The following is a 14,871-nucleotide window of genomic DNA, read 5'->3' on the forward strand; positions in this document are numbered from 1 at the left end:
ACACACATGGAATGGTTATTTGACCCGACAATCTGGGTCGGCCTGCTGACGCTGGTCGTACTGGAAATCGTACTGGGTATCGACAACCTGATCTTCATCGCCATCCTGGCCGAAAAGCTGCCGCCGCACCAGCGCGACAAGGCCAGGGTGCTGGGCCTGACCCTGGCCCTCGTCATGCGCCTGGGCCTGCTCTCGCTGATTTCCTGGCTGGTCACCCTGACGACGCCCTTGTTTTCCATATGGACCTTCTCGTTTTCGGGGCGCGACCTGATCCTGCTCGTCGGCGGCCTGTTCCTGCTGTTCAAGGCCACCACCGAGCTGCACGAACGCCTCGAAGGCGTCACGCATGCCCAGACGGGCCCGAAAGTCTATGCCGGCTTCGGCCTCGTGGTGGCGCAGATCGTCGTGCTCGACGCCGTCTTTTCCCTCGACGCCGTCATCACGGCCGTCGGCATGGTGGAAAACCTGTACGTGATGATGGCGGCCGTCGTCATTTCCATCGTCGTCATGATGCTGGCCTCGAAGGTGCTGACGCGCTTCGTCAACGCCCACCCCACCGTCGTCGTGCTGTGCCTGAGTTTTTTGCTGATGATCGGCCTGTCGCTGGTGGCCGAAGGCCTGGGCTTCCACATTCCGAAGGGCTATCTGTACGCCGCCATTGGTTTCTCGATCGTCATCGAGTTCTTCAACCAGCTGGCGCGCCGCAACTTCCTCAAGCTGCAATCGAATGCGCCGCTGCGCGACCGCACGGCGCAAGCCGTGCTGAGCCTGCTGGGCGGACGCAAGGGCCGCGAAGCCGTGGAAGAGCACGAAGTCAAGGAATTGCCCGACGTCTCCGCCTTCGGCGTGGAAGAGCGCAACATGGTCAGCGGCGTGCTGACCCTGGCCGAACGCTCGATCCGCTCCGTGATGACGCCGCGCGGCGACGTCTCGTGGGTCAACCTGAACGACAGCAGCGAGAAGATGCTGCAACTGCTGCGCGACACGCCGCACAGCATGATTCCTGTCTGCAACGATGACCTCGACAATGTGGCCGGCATCGCGCGCAGCAAGGACCTGATCGAAGACCTCGTCTCGCATGGCAAGATCGATCCGGCCAGCATGCGCGAAGCCGTCGTCGTGCCGGAAGCGGCCGGCGTGCTGAAAGCCATGGAAACCCTGAAGCGCTCGCGCGGCCAGCTGGTGCTGGTGGTCGACGAATTCGGCACCGTGCAAGGCGTGCTCACGCCGATCGACATCCTGGAAGCCATCGCAGGCGAATTCCCCGACGAGGACGAACAGCCCGACGTGGAAGTGCTGGGCCCCGGCCACTGGCGCATCGATGGCGCGACGGACCTGCATTACCTGGAGCAAGTGTTCGAGACGGAAACCCTGGTCAGCGAAGATGGCGAATACAACTCGCTGGCCGGCTTCCTGCTGGCGCATTTCGAGAACATGCCAGCCGTGGGCGAAGTGCTGGAGCTCGACGGCTTGCGCTATGAAATCGTCGAGGCAGACGAGCGCCGCATCGCCAGCGTGGACGTGCGCCGCATCGAGCCCGATCACAGTTTGTAACACAATGGCAAGCGTGCCCCGCTTGCCATGCCGTATGCTGGGGTCTGCCTTTTTTGGAGACGCCAACATGAAACACTCCCTGCTACGCCTGACCCTGCTCGCTTGCGCCGCCTTGGGCAGCCAAGCCCAGGCCGCCGCGCCATCCCCCTCCATCAAGCCGGGCCTGTGGCAAGTCGACAGCAAGATGGCGTCGCCGGACGCCGCCACCGACAACGCCATGTCCATGGTGCTGCAGCAGCTGGGCAACCTTCCTCCCGATCAACGCAAGCAGCTGGAAAGCATGGCGGCCAGCCGCGGCATGGCCATGCCCACCGTGGGCGCCGACGGCGCCGTGCGCGTGACGGCCTGCGTGACGCCGGAGATGGCGGCGCGCAAGCAGATTCCCACGGGCCAGCCCGGCGACTGCACCTCGAAGAACACCGACACCGCGGGCGGCATGAACGTGTCGTTCACGTGCGCGAATCCGAAATCGAGCGGCGAAGGCAAGGTGATGTTTACGGGCGACCAGGCGTTCAGCATGCAGCTGGCGGTGACGACGAGCGCGCGCGGCACGCCGGAACAGGTGAATGTGACGAGCAACGGCAAGTGGCTGGGAGCAACGTGCCCGGCCCCATCCGCCGCCGCTCAGAAGCCGTGACGGAAACCCATGTTGAAGGCGGCGTCGCCGCGTCCCGCGTCGCTGGCATTGCCCACCGTGTAGCGGGCGCCATTCTTGTTGTGGATCTTCGCGTAGGAGGCGTAGAAATCGCTGCGTTTTGACAGGGAATACGTGAGGCCGACGGCCACCTGATTGGCGTCGCGGTCGGCCAGGTCGCGGTCGTCCTTGCGCACGTACGAGGCCAGCAGCTTGAAGCCGCCCACGGGCACGGACACGCCGAGCAAGGTGTCGCGGCTGTCCGACGACGACATCGACAGGGCCAGCGAGCTGTAGGCATTGTTCGGGTCCCATGGCGAGCTGCCATAGCCCTTGTTCACGCCCACGGCGGCAAAGGCGGTGGCCACTTTCAGGTCGATGTTCGCCGCGATCAGGGTGTTGCGCGACGACATATCGATGGCGGGCAAGGTGCCGGACGCGAGGATGAAGTTGTTCTTGCGCTGGTGCGACACGCTGACATTCACGGCGCCGGCCGAATAGCCGAGGGTGGCGCCATACGCGCGGTTGTTGGCGTTGCTGTATGGCGACTCGCCAAAGCTGTAGATGGCGCTGGCCGTCACGCCGCGCAAGGCGGGCGTCGCATATTTGACGGTATTGTCGTAGCGTTTCACGCTGTAGCCGGCCAGGTTGCTGGCGCTGCCGGCCATGCCGCCCTTGAAGGGGTCGGCCACGTCGGTCAGGGTCAGGTATTGCAGGTTGTACTGGCGTCCCAGGGTCAGCGCGCCCAGGCGGCTGTCCAGGCCCACATAGGCCTGGCGGCCGAACAAGCGGCCCTCGTCCGACTGGCCCGTGTCGTTCTGGATGCCCGCTTCCAGGGTAAACACGGCGGAGACGTCGTTGCCCAGCGCTTCGCGGCCCTGCACGCCCAGGCGCGAGCCGGAGGCGACGCCACCGGACAGCTTGGTGCCGGCGCAACCGGCGGCACAGCCCCGTTCGGCCACGATACCCGCGTCGAGCACGCCGTACACGGCAACGTTCGTGGATGCGGCACTGCCCGCGCCATCGGCAGCCTGGGCCGTCGCGCCCAGCGCGAACGGCCCCATCCCTATCACAGCAAGCGCAAAATACGAGGTCTTCATGATAAATATCTCGGTGACGTGAAAAGTAAACTACCCGGTATTGATCAGGACATGCGCTGTGTGTCTGATCTCAGTGTTACCTTATCCTCGCTTTTTGTCCAGCCATCCGTGCGTTGTACAACAGAAACTTCAGCTTAGCCCCACGAAAAGAGTCGCGCACTGACAACACGCAAGTTTGACCATGATTGTGGCCATTTGCGGCAAAATGGCGTGAATTGCAGGCCCTGCCGTAAAGCAATGTTCGGTGGCGAACGTTGCGCGATCTGACGCAGGCGGTACACTACTGGTTTTACCGACAGCGGCTCGCCCGTTTTTTCTGCATGCTAGCTATCCTCGAACGCATTGACCCCAACTCCAGCAATATCGACTTGCTGGTGGAATTATTCAACTCACTGCGTCCCAAGCGCCCCCACGACAGCGCTACCGCGATTGCCAACGTGCGCACCCTGCGCCAGCTTCTCAAAGGTAACCCCGCGCAGGCGCGCGCCCTGCACGAATACGTGCTGCGCGTGCTGGCCGCGCGCCGCCACGCCAGCCTGTACACGGACATCGGCGTGCTGTCGAACAGCGGTTTCTTTACAGAATTGAAACGCCGCATCGCCTACCGCATGCTGCCGCCCGCCCTCGGCGACGAATACCTGAACGACGCGCTCGACCAGGTGCTGTACCTGAAGACCGATTATTTGTGGATCAGCAACGTGCCCGCCACGGACTGGCTGGAACTGTTCGACGTATTGACCAGCGATGAGGTCGAACTGGCCGTCGGCGATGGCAATATCATGCTGCCGGGCATGCTCGACGCCATCCGTACCCTGTCCTACCGCGTCTGCGCCATGGGCCTGGAACCGGAACTGACGCGTTTCCACAATGAAATTGAAGTGTTCCAGTCGCCGTTCATGGTGCAGAACACGGAAGTGAACGCCTATCTGGACGCCTATACGAGCCTGCTGCAGGGCGATATCGAACACATCGAGGATGCGCGCCATTTGCTGGTGATGCTGGACCAGTGCGACGCCGTCATCGCCAAGATCCGCAAGAAGGCGCTGTACCAGGGCACCAGCATTCCCCTCACGTATTTATTGGTGGCGCTGGCGCAGAGCATCGACCGCTTGCGCAAGCTGCTGTTCCTCGTCGACACGAGCGGCGAGCTGCCGGCCTCGGGCAACGTGGACATCGACGCCATCACGGTGGACGCCACGCAAGACTTGCTGCACCCGCAGCCCGTCAGCCGCCGCCGCGCGGGCGCCGTCGGGCTGGCGCTGGAATTGATACGCGCGCATAACCACAAATACAAGGTCAGCGACCTGTTTTCCGACAATATCAACTTGCTGGCGCGCAATGTGACGGAAAACGCCAGCCGCACGGGCGAGCACTACATCGCGGAAAACCGCCGCGAAATGGGTGCCATGTTCCTCTCGTCCGCCGGCGCGGGCGTGATCATCGGCTTCATGGCCCTGTTCAAGATCTTGATGTCCTACCTGCGCTCGGCGCCGCTGGTCGAAGCGTTCATGTTCAGCATGAATTACTCGATCGGCTTCATGTTCATCCACTTGCTGCACTTCACGGTGGCCACCAAGCAGCCGGCCATGACGGCGTCGCGCATCGCCGCCGGCCTGCACAGCAAGGATGGCCGGAACATCGACCTCGACAGCATGGCGGAACTGATCAACAAGGTCTTCCGCACGCAAAACATGGCCGTGCTGGGCAACTTGGCCACGGCCATCCCCACGGCGTGGCTGATCGCGCTCGGCTACAAGGCGATCACGGGGCACAACCTGGTGACGCCGGAAAAAGCCATGCACCTGCTGCACGATATCGACCCCATCGGCAGCCCCGCCATCTTCTACGCCATGATCGCGGGCGTGTGCCTGTTCGTCGCGGGCCTGATTTCCGGCTACTACGACAACCAGGCCCTGTACACGCGCTGGGCGCAGCGCATCGCGCAATTGCGCGGCCTGGGCCGCGTGATCGGCCAGGAACGCTTGCAGCGGCTGGGTATGTATCTGGAAAACAATCTGGGCGGCCTGATGGGTAATTTCTATTTCGGTATCCTGCTGGGCTCCATCGGCACCTTGGGTTTCCTGATCGGCTTGCCGATCGATATCCGCCACATCACCTTCTCGGCCGCCAACTTTGCGACAGCCCTGGTGGGACTCGATCACAATATGAGCTGGCAACTGGCCGTCAAGTCGCTGTCGGGCATCTTCGCCATCGGCACGGCCAACCTGCTGGTCAGCTTCGGCCTGGCCCTGTGGGTAGCCCTGCGTTCGCGCCAGGTGCGCTTCAAGCACGGCGTGCAACTGTTGAAAATACTGGGCAAGCGTTTCCTGCGCTCGCCCATCGTCTTCTTCTTCGGCTCGAAAAACCCGCCGCCACTGGCACTGGCCGATGACTCGGCAAACCTGTCACCCACGACCAAGGCTCAAAAATGACCGCCAGGCGCATGCAACCCTGTCTCACCGCCCTACTGCTGTGCTGGACCCTGGCTGCATGCGCCGCGTTGCCCAATGTCAAGAATCTCAATACCACCCTCGAACCGGTGGCCAAGCCCAAGGTGATCACGGGCAAGGGCGCCGTGCTGAACGTCAACAGCCGGGCCGCCCTGCTCAACAAGCGCTGGGCCAGGTCCGGCATGGACTTGAAGACCCAGGCCGCGCTGGAAGAGGCGGCCACGGGCGTGCCTTTGATCAAGGGCAACAAGGTGACCCTGCTGTTTGACGGCCCGCAAACCATGGCCGCCATGTTCCAGGCCATCAGCGAAGCGAAGAACAGCATCAACCTGGAAACGTATATCTTCGACCAGGACCCGCTGGGCCTGAAATTCGCCGACATGCTGATCGAGAAGCAGCAGGCGGGCGTGACGGTCAACGTCATCTATGACAGCGTGGGCACGATCGGCGTGCCGCAGGCGTTTTTTGACCGCATGCGCGCGGCCGGCGTGCACCTGGTGGCCTTCAATCCCGTCAATCCCGCCAAGCTCAAGGGCGACGACTGGAAGATCAACAACCGCGACCACCGCAAGGTGCTGATCGTCGACGGCAAGACGGCGTTTACGGGCGGCATCAATATCAGCGATACCTATGCAAAAAGCTCGCTGTTCCGCTCGAAATCGAAGCCCACCGACAAGAAGGACGTGGGCTGGCGCGACACGCACGTGAAAGTGGAAGGCCCGGCCGTGGCCGCCTTCCAGTGGCTGTTCATCCGCACCTGGGCCCAGCAAGACCAGGCCGACTTGCCGGACGCAAATTATTTTCCCGTGCTGTCCGAAGTGGGCGACAAGCTGGTGCGCGTGGTGGCCAGCGAACCGGACGGCGGCTTTGAAATCTACAAGGCCTACATCCTGGCCATCCAGGAAGCCAAGAAATCCATCCACATCACGTCCGCCTATTTCGTGCCCGACCAGCAGACGGTGGACGCGCTGGTCGCGGCAGCGAAACGGGGCGTGGACGTCACCGTGGTGCTGCCCGGCGTGTCCGACAGCGGCCTCGTGTTCCATGCGGGACACGCGCTGTACGACCAATTGCTGGCCGGCGGCATCCGCATCTTTCACTTGAAACTGGCCGTGCTGCACGCCAAGACGGCCGTCATCGACGGTGCCTGGTCGACGGTCGGCTCGACCAACATCGACATGCGCAGCTTTTTGCACAACAGCGAGCTGAACGTGATCGTGCTGGGCGACAGCTTCGGCCGCGAAATGGAAAACGCCTTCCAGGAAGACTTGCGCGACTCGGAAGAGATCACCAAGGCAAAATGGGAAACGCGCCCCATCTCCGACCGCATGAAGGAGTGGGCGGCCCGTTTCATGAACTACTGGCTGTAAGCACCGATCAGGCGGCTGGATATTTGCACAAATATGCACTATATTGCACCAATAGTATGACGATCGTCGTACTGCTCATATCTGGAGTGGACCACCATGGGAACCGTGCGCAAAACCATTACCTTGACGGACCAGCAGGACGACTGGATCAAGGCGCAAATTGACGCGGGGCGCTATACGAACGACAGCGAATACATCCGCGACCTGATCCGGCGTGAACAGGAACGCAGCGCCGAACTCGATGCGATCCGCGCGGCGCTGGTGGAAGGCGAGGCCAGCGGCGAACCCCAGCCTTTCGACGCCAGGGCTTTCAAGCAGAGAATGCTGGCAGCGCATGGCTGAATACCGGCTGACGCCCGCCGCCGAACGTGACCTTGAGGCGATCTGGGCGTATACGTCGCAGCGGTGGAGCGTGCAGCAGGCCAGTCTTTATCTTGACACCATGACGGCAGCCTTCGATGACCTGGCACGCGCGCCCGAGACGGCACCGGCATGCGAGCAGATTCGGCCCGGCTACCGGCGCCGCAAAGTTGGACGGCACATGATTTATTTCCACATCACTCACTATGGCATTGCCATCGTCCGCATTTTGCATGACCGCATGGATGCGGCACGCCATCTGTAATTAACACATCATCGATCACAGCGGCCGCAAGCTGGCCCACACCCCGCCCTGGCGTTCGAACGCTTCCGTGCTGACCTTTTCAAAGTCGGCGCTGTCTTCATTCCAGCTGTAGCGCTCGACCCGGATGCAGCTGTTTTCCACGCGCAGCACATTGAACGAGTTCGACTCGCCCCTGCCCCGCGTGGACGTGGCCGTGCCCGCCTGCACCATCAGGGCTGCGTAACCGGCGATCTTGTAGCGCTCGGCCGTGTTGCCCGCCACGCTGGCATGCAAGTGTCCCGCCAGCAATAAATCCACGCCGCATTCGGAAAACATTTGCAGCGCCTGCGGCGCGCGGTCCACCAGGTCATCCTCGTCGAAGTGCTCGGGCAAGTCAAATGGATGGTGCGTGACGATGATGCGCGTCAAACCGGGCGGCAAACGGCCCAGGCGTTCACGCAGGAAATCAATCTGCTCATGGCTGATGCGCCCATCCTTGAACGTCAATGAGCGGGCCGTGTTGATGCCCAGCACGGCGATTTCCTCGTCCACGTATTCGGGCGACAAATCGTCCGTCACATGGCGCCGGTATTTCACCAGCGGCGTCAGGAAGCGGGAAAAGACGTTGTACAGCGGTACGTCATGGTTGCCCGGCACCACGATCTGCGGGCCCGGCAAGCTGTCGAGAAAGTGCCGCGCCGCCTGGAACTGGGCGCTGCGGGCCCGCTGCGTGAGGTCGCCCGAGACCACCACCACGTCCGGTTCCAGCCGCTCGACCAGCGCGCGCAAGGGCGCCAGCAAGTCCCCGTCGACCCGGCCGAAATGCAAATCCGATAAATGCACGATGGTACGCATGGCGCTCTCCTAGCTGGCGGCGGGCACGGGCGCCGGCACGATCACATCGAGCGCGGCCGTGCGGATGCGGTAGCGCAGCGGCGTATTCATGACGGTCACTTCGCCATCGGTGGCCACGCGCAGGCGGCGGTGTCGCGTGGCGATCTCCAGGTCAGTGGCCGTCAGCACGTCGAAATCCTTGGCCTGCGACAACTTGCCGAACAACGCGTGCAAGGCCAGCTTCAGCAAGCCCAGGCGGCCCGGACGCTGCGCCACGTACAGGCTCAGCTGGCCACCGTTGAGCCGTTCGCGCTCGCCGATATTCAAGCCTTCCATCCGGTATTCATTATTGCCGATGAAGACGAAAGGCGTGCGGCGCGCATGCACGGCGTCCTTGAGTTTCAGCTGCACGCTGAGAAACGGATAGCGGCGCAAGGCGGCCACCAGCGCCCAACTGAACGCCAGCCACTTGCCCCGTCCCAGCCGGCGCTGCTGCTTTTCGCGGTCGCGCACGATGTCGGGATACAGGCCCAGGCTGGAATTGTTCAGGAAGATGCGGCCATTGACTTCGCCCACGTCGACCTGGTGCGGCACGCCCCGCGCCACATTGGCGATGGCGGCATCGAGCGCCAAAGGAATATTCAAATCCTTGGCGAAATGGTTCAAGGTGCCCAATGGCAAGACGCCAAACGGCGTGCCGCTGCCGACGACGACGGAGGCGACGGCATTGATGGTGCCGTCGCCTCCGCCGGCCACGACGATGGGCGCGCCATCGCGCAAGGCTTGCTCGGCCGTGGCGATCATCTCGGCCCCGCTTTGCGCCAGGGTGATGGCGGCGTCGAGGCCCACGGCCAGGAATTGTGCTTCGAGCTGCTGCGCCCAGTCGGGCGCATAGCCGCAGCCGGCGCCCGCATTGATGATGACTGCAATCTTGCTCAGGATCACTCCCCTTATTTGGTTTGCCGGATATGCCGGCGGCGGCGCAGGGTCGACACGCCGGCGATGCAGATGGCCAGCCAGCCATAGCTTTCGGCCATCGCCGCCAGCACATCGCTCAGGTAATGCGCGCCCAGATAAATGCGGCTGAAGCCGACGAGCGACGCCATCAGGAATGCGCCCAGCGCGATGGCGATGCGCTTGCCCCAGGCGCCCGGTGCCGTCTGGCAAATCAGGTAGGCGGCCAGCAAGCCGTACAGGGCTGTCGAGGTGGCCGTATGGCCGCTGGGAAAGCTGTACGTGCTCAAGGCCGTCTGCAGGATGGGCTCGTCAAAGCTGGGCCGCGCGCGGACAAAAATGTACTTTAACAGCAGGTTCAAAAACATGACGCCCGGCATGGTGATGAGCAGGGTAAACAGCCAGTAATCGGCGCCCTTGCGGTGCAGATACCAGCCCAGCAAGGTGGCCAGGGTGATGGCGCCGATCACGCCATGCATATGCGTGACGACCAGCAGGCAACTGGTGATCCACGGGACCGCATGCTGGTTGAACCACTGCGCCACCTGCAGGTCGATCACGGTGATCCGGGCCATGCCCATCACGGCTTCGGCGATCTCGTGGAAGACCACGATGGCCACCAGCATCAGGGCCACGCCCACCGTCATATGCAGGCCCAGCTCGCCTTCGGGCGACAGGCGCGCCTCGACGAAACGGCGCAGTTTCATGGTCCAGCCCGTGGTCATGCCCATGTCATTTTTCTCTTGCAAACTGATCTCTCTTTCATGTTCCTGGCGATGATCAAAAAAACCACACCAGCAAAAAAATACTGTTTATTCATACAGTAGCTGTGTATTCATACAGTAGTTATGCTATTCTGATGACTCGTTCAACACATCTCCCTCAAAGGAATTGTCATGGCAACATTGAATAGCGGTTTTGGCTCACGGTTCGGCCTGGAATACGCCCCAAGCTCTTTCCTCGTCCGCATGGGCAAGCGCGAAATCCTCGTTTGCCGCGACTTCCGCAAGCGCTACTACACCGTCAATCCCTTGATCGAGTGCGGTACGGGCATCGAGCCGGGCTATGTTGAAGTGCTGCTGATGCGCCGTTGGCTCCTCATTCTATCCAAGGCGCATTAAGAATGCCTTTAAAGCATGGTGCTTGCACCCTGTTGTAAAGTCAGCTCCGCCCGGCCACGCCGGGAGCGCGCCAGTACCGGCCAGCGGCAACGCTGGCCGACCCCTCATTACTGCGTGCGTTCCGGGGCGGCCGGGCTGGCAGGTGTATTCGGGCCTGCCTTGACAGGCGCCACCTTGTCGAACACATTCGCTTCGTACCACAGGGTCACGAACAGCACCATCACGACGGGGCCGATGAACAGGCCCACGAGGCCCAGGGTCTCCACGCCGCCCAAAATACCGAACAGCACGGCCAGGAAAGGCAAGCGGGTGGCGTTGCCGATCATGCCGGGGCGCACGAAGTGGTCGGCCACGAACAGCACCACGGTGCCCCAGGCGGCCACGCCGATGGCGGCGCCCACATTGCCCTGGAAAACCAGCAAGGCGGCCGCGCACAGGTAAGCGAGCGGCGCGCCGAACGGGATGATGGCCAGGATGCCCGTGGCGAACGCCCACAGGGCCGGCGACGGCAAGCCGGCGATGGCATAGGCGAAGCCGATCAGCACGCCCTCGGCCAGACCCACCAGCACCAGGCCGTTGACGGTGGCGCGGATGGCGGTCGGGATCTTTTGCGCATAGCGGCCCCAGCGTTCAGGGCGCAGGAAATGGCTGCCGACGGCCGTGATCTGGCGCGTCAGCGCTTCGCCATCCTTGTAGAAGAAAAACAGGCATAAAAAGGCCAGGCCGAAGTCGACCAGGCGGTGGAAGACGTCCGCGCCCAATACCTTGAGCATGTCGCGCGCGGAATGAAAGCCGCCCACGGCGCTGCCCGCAAAGAAGTGGCCGAGGCCGTGTGGCTGGCTCAGGGTGGCTTGCCACCAGTCGCCGATGGCGCTGCCCGCCAGGGGAATATGCGGCACCCAGTCCGGCACGGGCAAGCCGTCCGTATTCGCATGCACGATGAAATTGGCCAGCACGGGCACTTCGCGCGCCGCCTGCGCCACGCCGAACAGCACGGGGATGATGAAGATGCAGGCAAACGCCAGGGTCAGCACGGCTGCCGCGATGATGGTGCGCTGGCCCAGCGCCGCGCGCACGCGCAGGTACAGGGGCCAGGTGGCCACGCACAGGATGCCGGCCCACACGAGCGGCAAAAAGAAACGCTGCATGACGAAGGCCGTCACGGCGATCAGGGCCAGGGAAAAGCCTGCGCTGACGATGTCGCGCTGGGTATCGGTCATACCACTCCATTCGTGCCCGGCGCCACAGGCCGCCAGTATTCGCTATGCGCCAGTTGCGCAGGCATAGCGTAACACGCCACCCGCCAAGCTTATACCAGTCCCAGCTCCACCGGCTTGACGCCGGCAAACACGTGATCGAGTTGCGCCGGCGTCAAACCGAAGGTGCGGCGCAGCAAGCCGCCCAGCACGGCCCGGTATTCATTCAGCACGGGCATGTCGCGGTTCTGGAACAGCGTCGCCTGCGAAATCGCCACCTGTTCGCCCGCCACCTGCTTGCCCTTGATCCCGCCACCGAGCACCCAGAACACGCTGCCGTGGCCATGGTCCGTGCCGCGGTTGCCGTTTTCGCGGAAGGTGCGGCCAAATTCGCTGACCACCACCACCACGGTATTGCGCCATTCGCTGCCCATTTCCTGCGAAAACGCGGCCAGGCCCCGCCCCAGCTCGTCGAAGCGCCCCGCCAGATAGCCGCTGGCGCCGCCCTGCCCCACGTGCGTATCCCAGCCGCCCACGTCGACGAAACCGAGGTTGTATTTGTCCTTCATCAAGCGGGCGATGCGCTGCGCTTCCAGTTCAAAACCCTTGGTACTGATGGCGTTGCGGTTGGCCGCCTGCATTTCTCCCGTCAATTCCCGGCTCACGTCCGCGCGCACGGCAAAGCCCGCGCTGACCGGTTGCTGCAAGGGCGTGCCCTTGTACATGGCGGCGATGAGCTGGCTTTGACGCGCATCAATACCGGACTTGCCCACGGAGCGCAGCCCCATGTTCGGCACTTGCACGCCGCCCTGGAAGATCAGGGGCAGCTGGTCCGTGAAGGAAATGGCGTGATTGCCGCTGTTGAGGCTTTGCGCCAGCCGGTTCAAAAAGCCCGAGCGGAAATCGCGGCGCCCGCCCAGTTCCTGCCCCAGTTCAATGCTGTCCTGCGTCTCGAAATGGCTGCGCGTCAAATCCGTCGTGCCCGCAAACGGGATGAAGGCCGCCTCGCCGCCAGTGAACATCGGGTAGATGGTCTCGCGCAAGGCGGGATGCAGGGCCCAGTCGGCGTTCAAGGCCAGCGCGCCGTTATCCGCACCGGGCTTCGCGATGGCGATATTCGGCCGCGATGCATAATAAAAATCGCTGCCGAGCGGCACCAGCAGGTTGTTCGCGTCATAGCCGCCGCGCAGGAAGACAAACAGCAGCTTCGCATTCGTGGCGGGCGCGGCCAGCAGGCTGCCCGCGTGCGACAACAGGGGCGCGGCGGCCAGGGCTTTCAACAGGTCACGACGGTTCATGGTGATCCTTTCAATCTAACGGTGCATCATTTCCGGTGAAGACAACAGGAAAGTGTTCCACTCCTGCGGCGAGGCGGCCTGCTCCAGGGCCTGGCGCGTGGCGGGACTCAGGCCTGGCTGCAGCGACTGGTAATACAGGGCGCTGGCCAGCTGGGGAAACGCGACCTTTTCCTGCGGCTGCGGCCCATCCGTCTTGAACAGGCCGGCGCTGCCCGAACCGATGGTGCGGGCGATATCGAAGCGCGTCGTCATCTGGCCGGGGCTGGCCCAGGAGGCGTCCGTCAGCGGATAGCCATCGGGCGTCTGGCGCCCGTACAGGGGCTGGCCCATGCGCGCGAGCCAGCTCAGCATCGGGCCCGCGTTCAGGATGGGCTTGTCGTCGTAGCTGAGGCGCACGGCCGACACCACATAATGCATGGGATCCTTGAATTTCTTGCCCAGCGACTGCCTGAACTCGGGACTGCTGAACATGGTCTGCAGCACGTCGGCGATCATGCCGTCGCTTTGCTGGAAGGTGGCCGCCATGCGCGCCACCAGGGCTTCAGGTGGATTGTCGCCGACGAAATACTGGGCCAGCTTGCCGCTGATAAAGTGCGCGGTGGCGGGACTGCGGCTCAGGCGATCCAGCGCTTCGTCGAGTTCGGCCAGTCCCCTGCCCTTCACCGTTTGCCCCAGAAATTGTTTATCGCCGTAATCGTGGCGGTTCGGATTGAATTCGAACAAGCCACGGCGCACGTATTGCGATTGCAGCGCCGGTTTCACCTTCGGCGTATCCGTGCCCAGGTTGACGCCCACGCCCGTCAGGATGCGCGCCAGTTCCTGCACGTCGGTCTGGCTGTAGCCGCCGTTGACGCCCAGGGTGTGCAGCTCCATCAGCTCGCGCGCATAGTTTTCATTGATGCGCTTGACGGCATTGGCTTCATTATCGAGGTAGCGCAGCATGGCCGGGTGGTGGACGGTCGCGCCCAGCAAGTCGCGGAATTTCCCCAGTGCGTGCGGCGCGATGGCGTTCGCCTCGTAGTCGCCGACCATGGCGCGCAAATTGTGCTTGCCCTGGTGCACGCTGAAATGGTTGAGCCAAAACCAGCTCAGCTGCTGCTGCAGCTGGTTCGGCGAATACACGTCCAGCAACAGCGAACGCGTGGCCGCCTCGCGCGCCAGGCGATTCAGTTCCTGCTGGTACTCCTTTTGCGCCTGCTGCTTCGCCATGTCGTCCATGACGCCGGCCGACGCCTTGCGCTTTTGCTCCACGGACATGACGAGCTGATCGAGCGGCACCTGGCTGATGGTCATGGCGTCGATCTGCGCCTGCACGGCGGGCGGCAGCGTGGTTTTGCCTGGGTGCAGTTGCGCCCGCAGCCAGGCGTTCCAGCCTTTCTCTTGCACTTGGCGCACGCTGCCCCCGTTCACGCCCCAGCTGACCCGTTCCAGCATGGCAATGTCCTGCGCGGAACTGGCCGGCGCGCGATGATCGGCCTGGACGGCAGGTTCCGTCGCGGCACAGCCGGCCAGCAACAGCAGGGACATCAAGGTCGTCGGCAATAATCGGTTCGGGGTCATGGCAATCCTTCAAGCGGTTTCATGCAGAATGCCTGAGAGTACGCCCAGGTTGACCTGCGCATGATTGCCATTTGCAACGAGTTGTAATCAAGCAGGATTGCTCATTAGGAAACTTTTCGCGGGTACGGGCACATGACTGATGAATAATCTCGGATAAAATGTTATCGGGAGAATTGCGTATTGCAATGGCAGCTAC

At 62.8% G+C, this 14,871-nt stretch carries 14 protein-coding genes; 7 read left to right on the forward strand and 7 right to left on the reverse strand.

The genetic code is table 11. The features are described 5' to 3' along the window. Positions 1 to 6 precede the first annotated feature (6 nt). Both AC07VH_RS26900 and AC07VH_RS26905 read left to right on the forward strand, forming a co-directional pair. Positions 7 to 1,554, forward strand: a complete 1,548-nt coding sequence (locus AC07VH_RS26900) for a TerC family protein (RefSeq protein WP_489628271.1) — start codon at positions 7 to 9, stop codon at positions 1,552 to 1,554. A 67-nt stretch (positions 1,555 to 1,621) separates the two neighbouring features. After that, a complete protein-coding gene (locus tag AC07VH_RS26905) occupies positions 1,622 to 2,191 on the forward strand; it encodes a DUF3617 domain-containing protein (RefSeq protein WP_494789271.1) in 570 nt (189 codons plus the stop codon). Here AC07VH_RS26905 and AC07VH_RS26910 read toward each other — a convergent pair. Beyond that, on the reverse strand, positions 2,179 to 3,288 hold the full coding sequence (locus tag AC07VH_RS26910; RefSeq protein WP_494789272.1) for a porin: 1,110 nt from the start codon (positions 3,286 to 3,288) through the stop codon (positions 2,179 to 2,181). The genes AC07VH_RS26905 and AC07VH_RS26910 overlap by 13 nt on opposite strands. A gap of 320 nt (positions 3,289 to 3,608) precedes the next feature. Between AC07VH_RS26910 and AC07VH_RS26915 the strand changes: the two genes are divergently transcribed. The 4 genes from AC07VH_RS26915 (at position 3,609) to AC07VH_RS26930 (ending at position 7,733) form a co-directional block, all read left to right on the forward strand. Next, on the forward strand, positions 3,609 to 5,720 hold the full coding sequence (locus AC07VH_RS26915) for a site-specific recombinase (RefSeq protein WP_494789273.1): 2,112 nt from the start codon (positions 3,609 to 3,611) through the stop codon (positions 5,718 to 5,720). Between the two features lie 11 nt (positions 5,721 to 5,731). Beyond that, positions 5,732 to 7,108, forward strand: a complete 1,377-nt coding sequence (cls, locus tag AC07VH_RS26920; protein ID WP_494789274.1) for a cardiolipin synthase — start codon at positions 5,732 to 5,734, stop codon at positions 7,106 to 7,108. Between the two features lie 96 nt (positions 7,109 to 7,204). Then, entirely contained in the window at positions 7,205 to 7,450 is a 246-nt protein-coding gene (locus tag AC07VH_RS26925; protein WP_070224900.1) for a type II toxin-antitoxin system ParD family antitoxin, read from the forward strand. Next, complete coding sequence (locus AC07VH_RS26930) at positions 7,443 to 7,733, forward strand: type II toxin-antitoxin system RelE/ParE family toxin (protein WP_475415966.1); 291 nt, start codon at positions 7,443 to 7,445, stop codon at positions 7,731 to 7,733. Before AC07VH_RS26925 ends, AC07VH_RS26930 begins: the two co-directional genes overlap by 8 nt. Positions 7,734 to 7,748: 15 nt before the next feature. Here AC07VH_RS26930 and AC07VH_RS26935 read toward each other — a convergent pair whose 3' ends face one another. Genes AC07VH_RS26935 through AC07VH_RS26945 form a run of 3 tightly spaced genes read right to left on the reverse strand, consistent with a single transcriptional unit; the run spans position 7,749 to position 10,231 of the window. After that, complete coding sequence (locus tag AC07VH_RS26935; protein ID WP_070291353.1) at positions 7,749 to 8,567, reverse strand: metallophosphoesterase family protein; 819 nt, start codon at positions 8,565 to 8,567, stop codon at positions 7,749 to 7,751. 9 nt (positions 8,568 to 8,576) lie between these two features. Next, positions 8,577 to 9,491, reverse strand: coding sequence for a diacylglycerol/lipid kinase family protein (locus AC07VH_RS26940; protein ID WP_494789275.1), 915 nt, complete (start codon positions 9,489 to 9,491; stop codon positions 8,577 to 8,579). Positions 9,492 to 9,496: 5 nt separating this feature from the next. Further along, complete coding sequence (locus tag AC07VH_RS26945) at positions 9,497 to 10,231, reverse strand: phosphatase PAP2 family protein (protein WP_494789276.1); 735 nt, start codon at positions 10,229 to 10,231, stop codon at positions 9,497 to 9,499. A gap of 165 nt (positions 10,232 to 10,396) precedes the next feature. On the opposite strand from AC07VH_RS26945, the gene AC07VH_RS26950 reads away from it, so the two are divergent. Next, positions 10,397 to 10,621, forward strand: a complete 225-nt coding sequence (locus AC07VH_RS26950) for a hypothetical protein (protein ID WP_010396348.1) — start codon at positions 10,397 to 10,399, stop codon at positions 10,619 to 10,621. A 107-nt stretch (positions 10,622 to 10,728) separates the two neighbouring features. Here the strand turns inward: AC07VH_RS26950 and AC07VH_RS26955 are convergent, their stop codons facing one another. From AC07VH_RS26955 to AC07VH_RS26965, 3 genes are all read right to left on the reverse strand, one after another. Further along, positions 10,729 to 11,841, reverse strand: coding sequence for an AI-2E family transporter (locus AC07VH_RS26955; RefSeq protein ID WP_494789277.1), 1,113 nt, complete (start codon positions 11,839 to 11,841; stop codon positions 10,729 to 10,731). Between the two features lie 89 nt (positions 11,842 to 11,930). Beyond that, on the reverse strand, positions 11,931 to 13,115 hold the full coding sequence (locus AC07VH_RS26960) for a DUF1501 domain-containing protein (protein WP_494789278.1): 1,185 nt from the start codon (positions 13,113 to 13,115) through the stop codon (positions 11,931 to 11,933). A 15-nt stretch (positions 13,116 to 13,130) separates the two neighbouring features. Next, a complete protein-coding gene (locus tag AC07VH_RS26965; protein ID WP_494789279.1) occupies positions 13,131 to 14,675 on the reverse strand; it encodes a DUF1800 domain-containing protein in 1,545 nt (514 codons plus the stop codon). Positions 14,676 to 14,871: the final 196 nt, after the last annotated feature.

This window comes from Janthinobacterium sp. GW821-FHT03C10 (genome assembly GCF_059420865.1).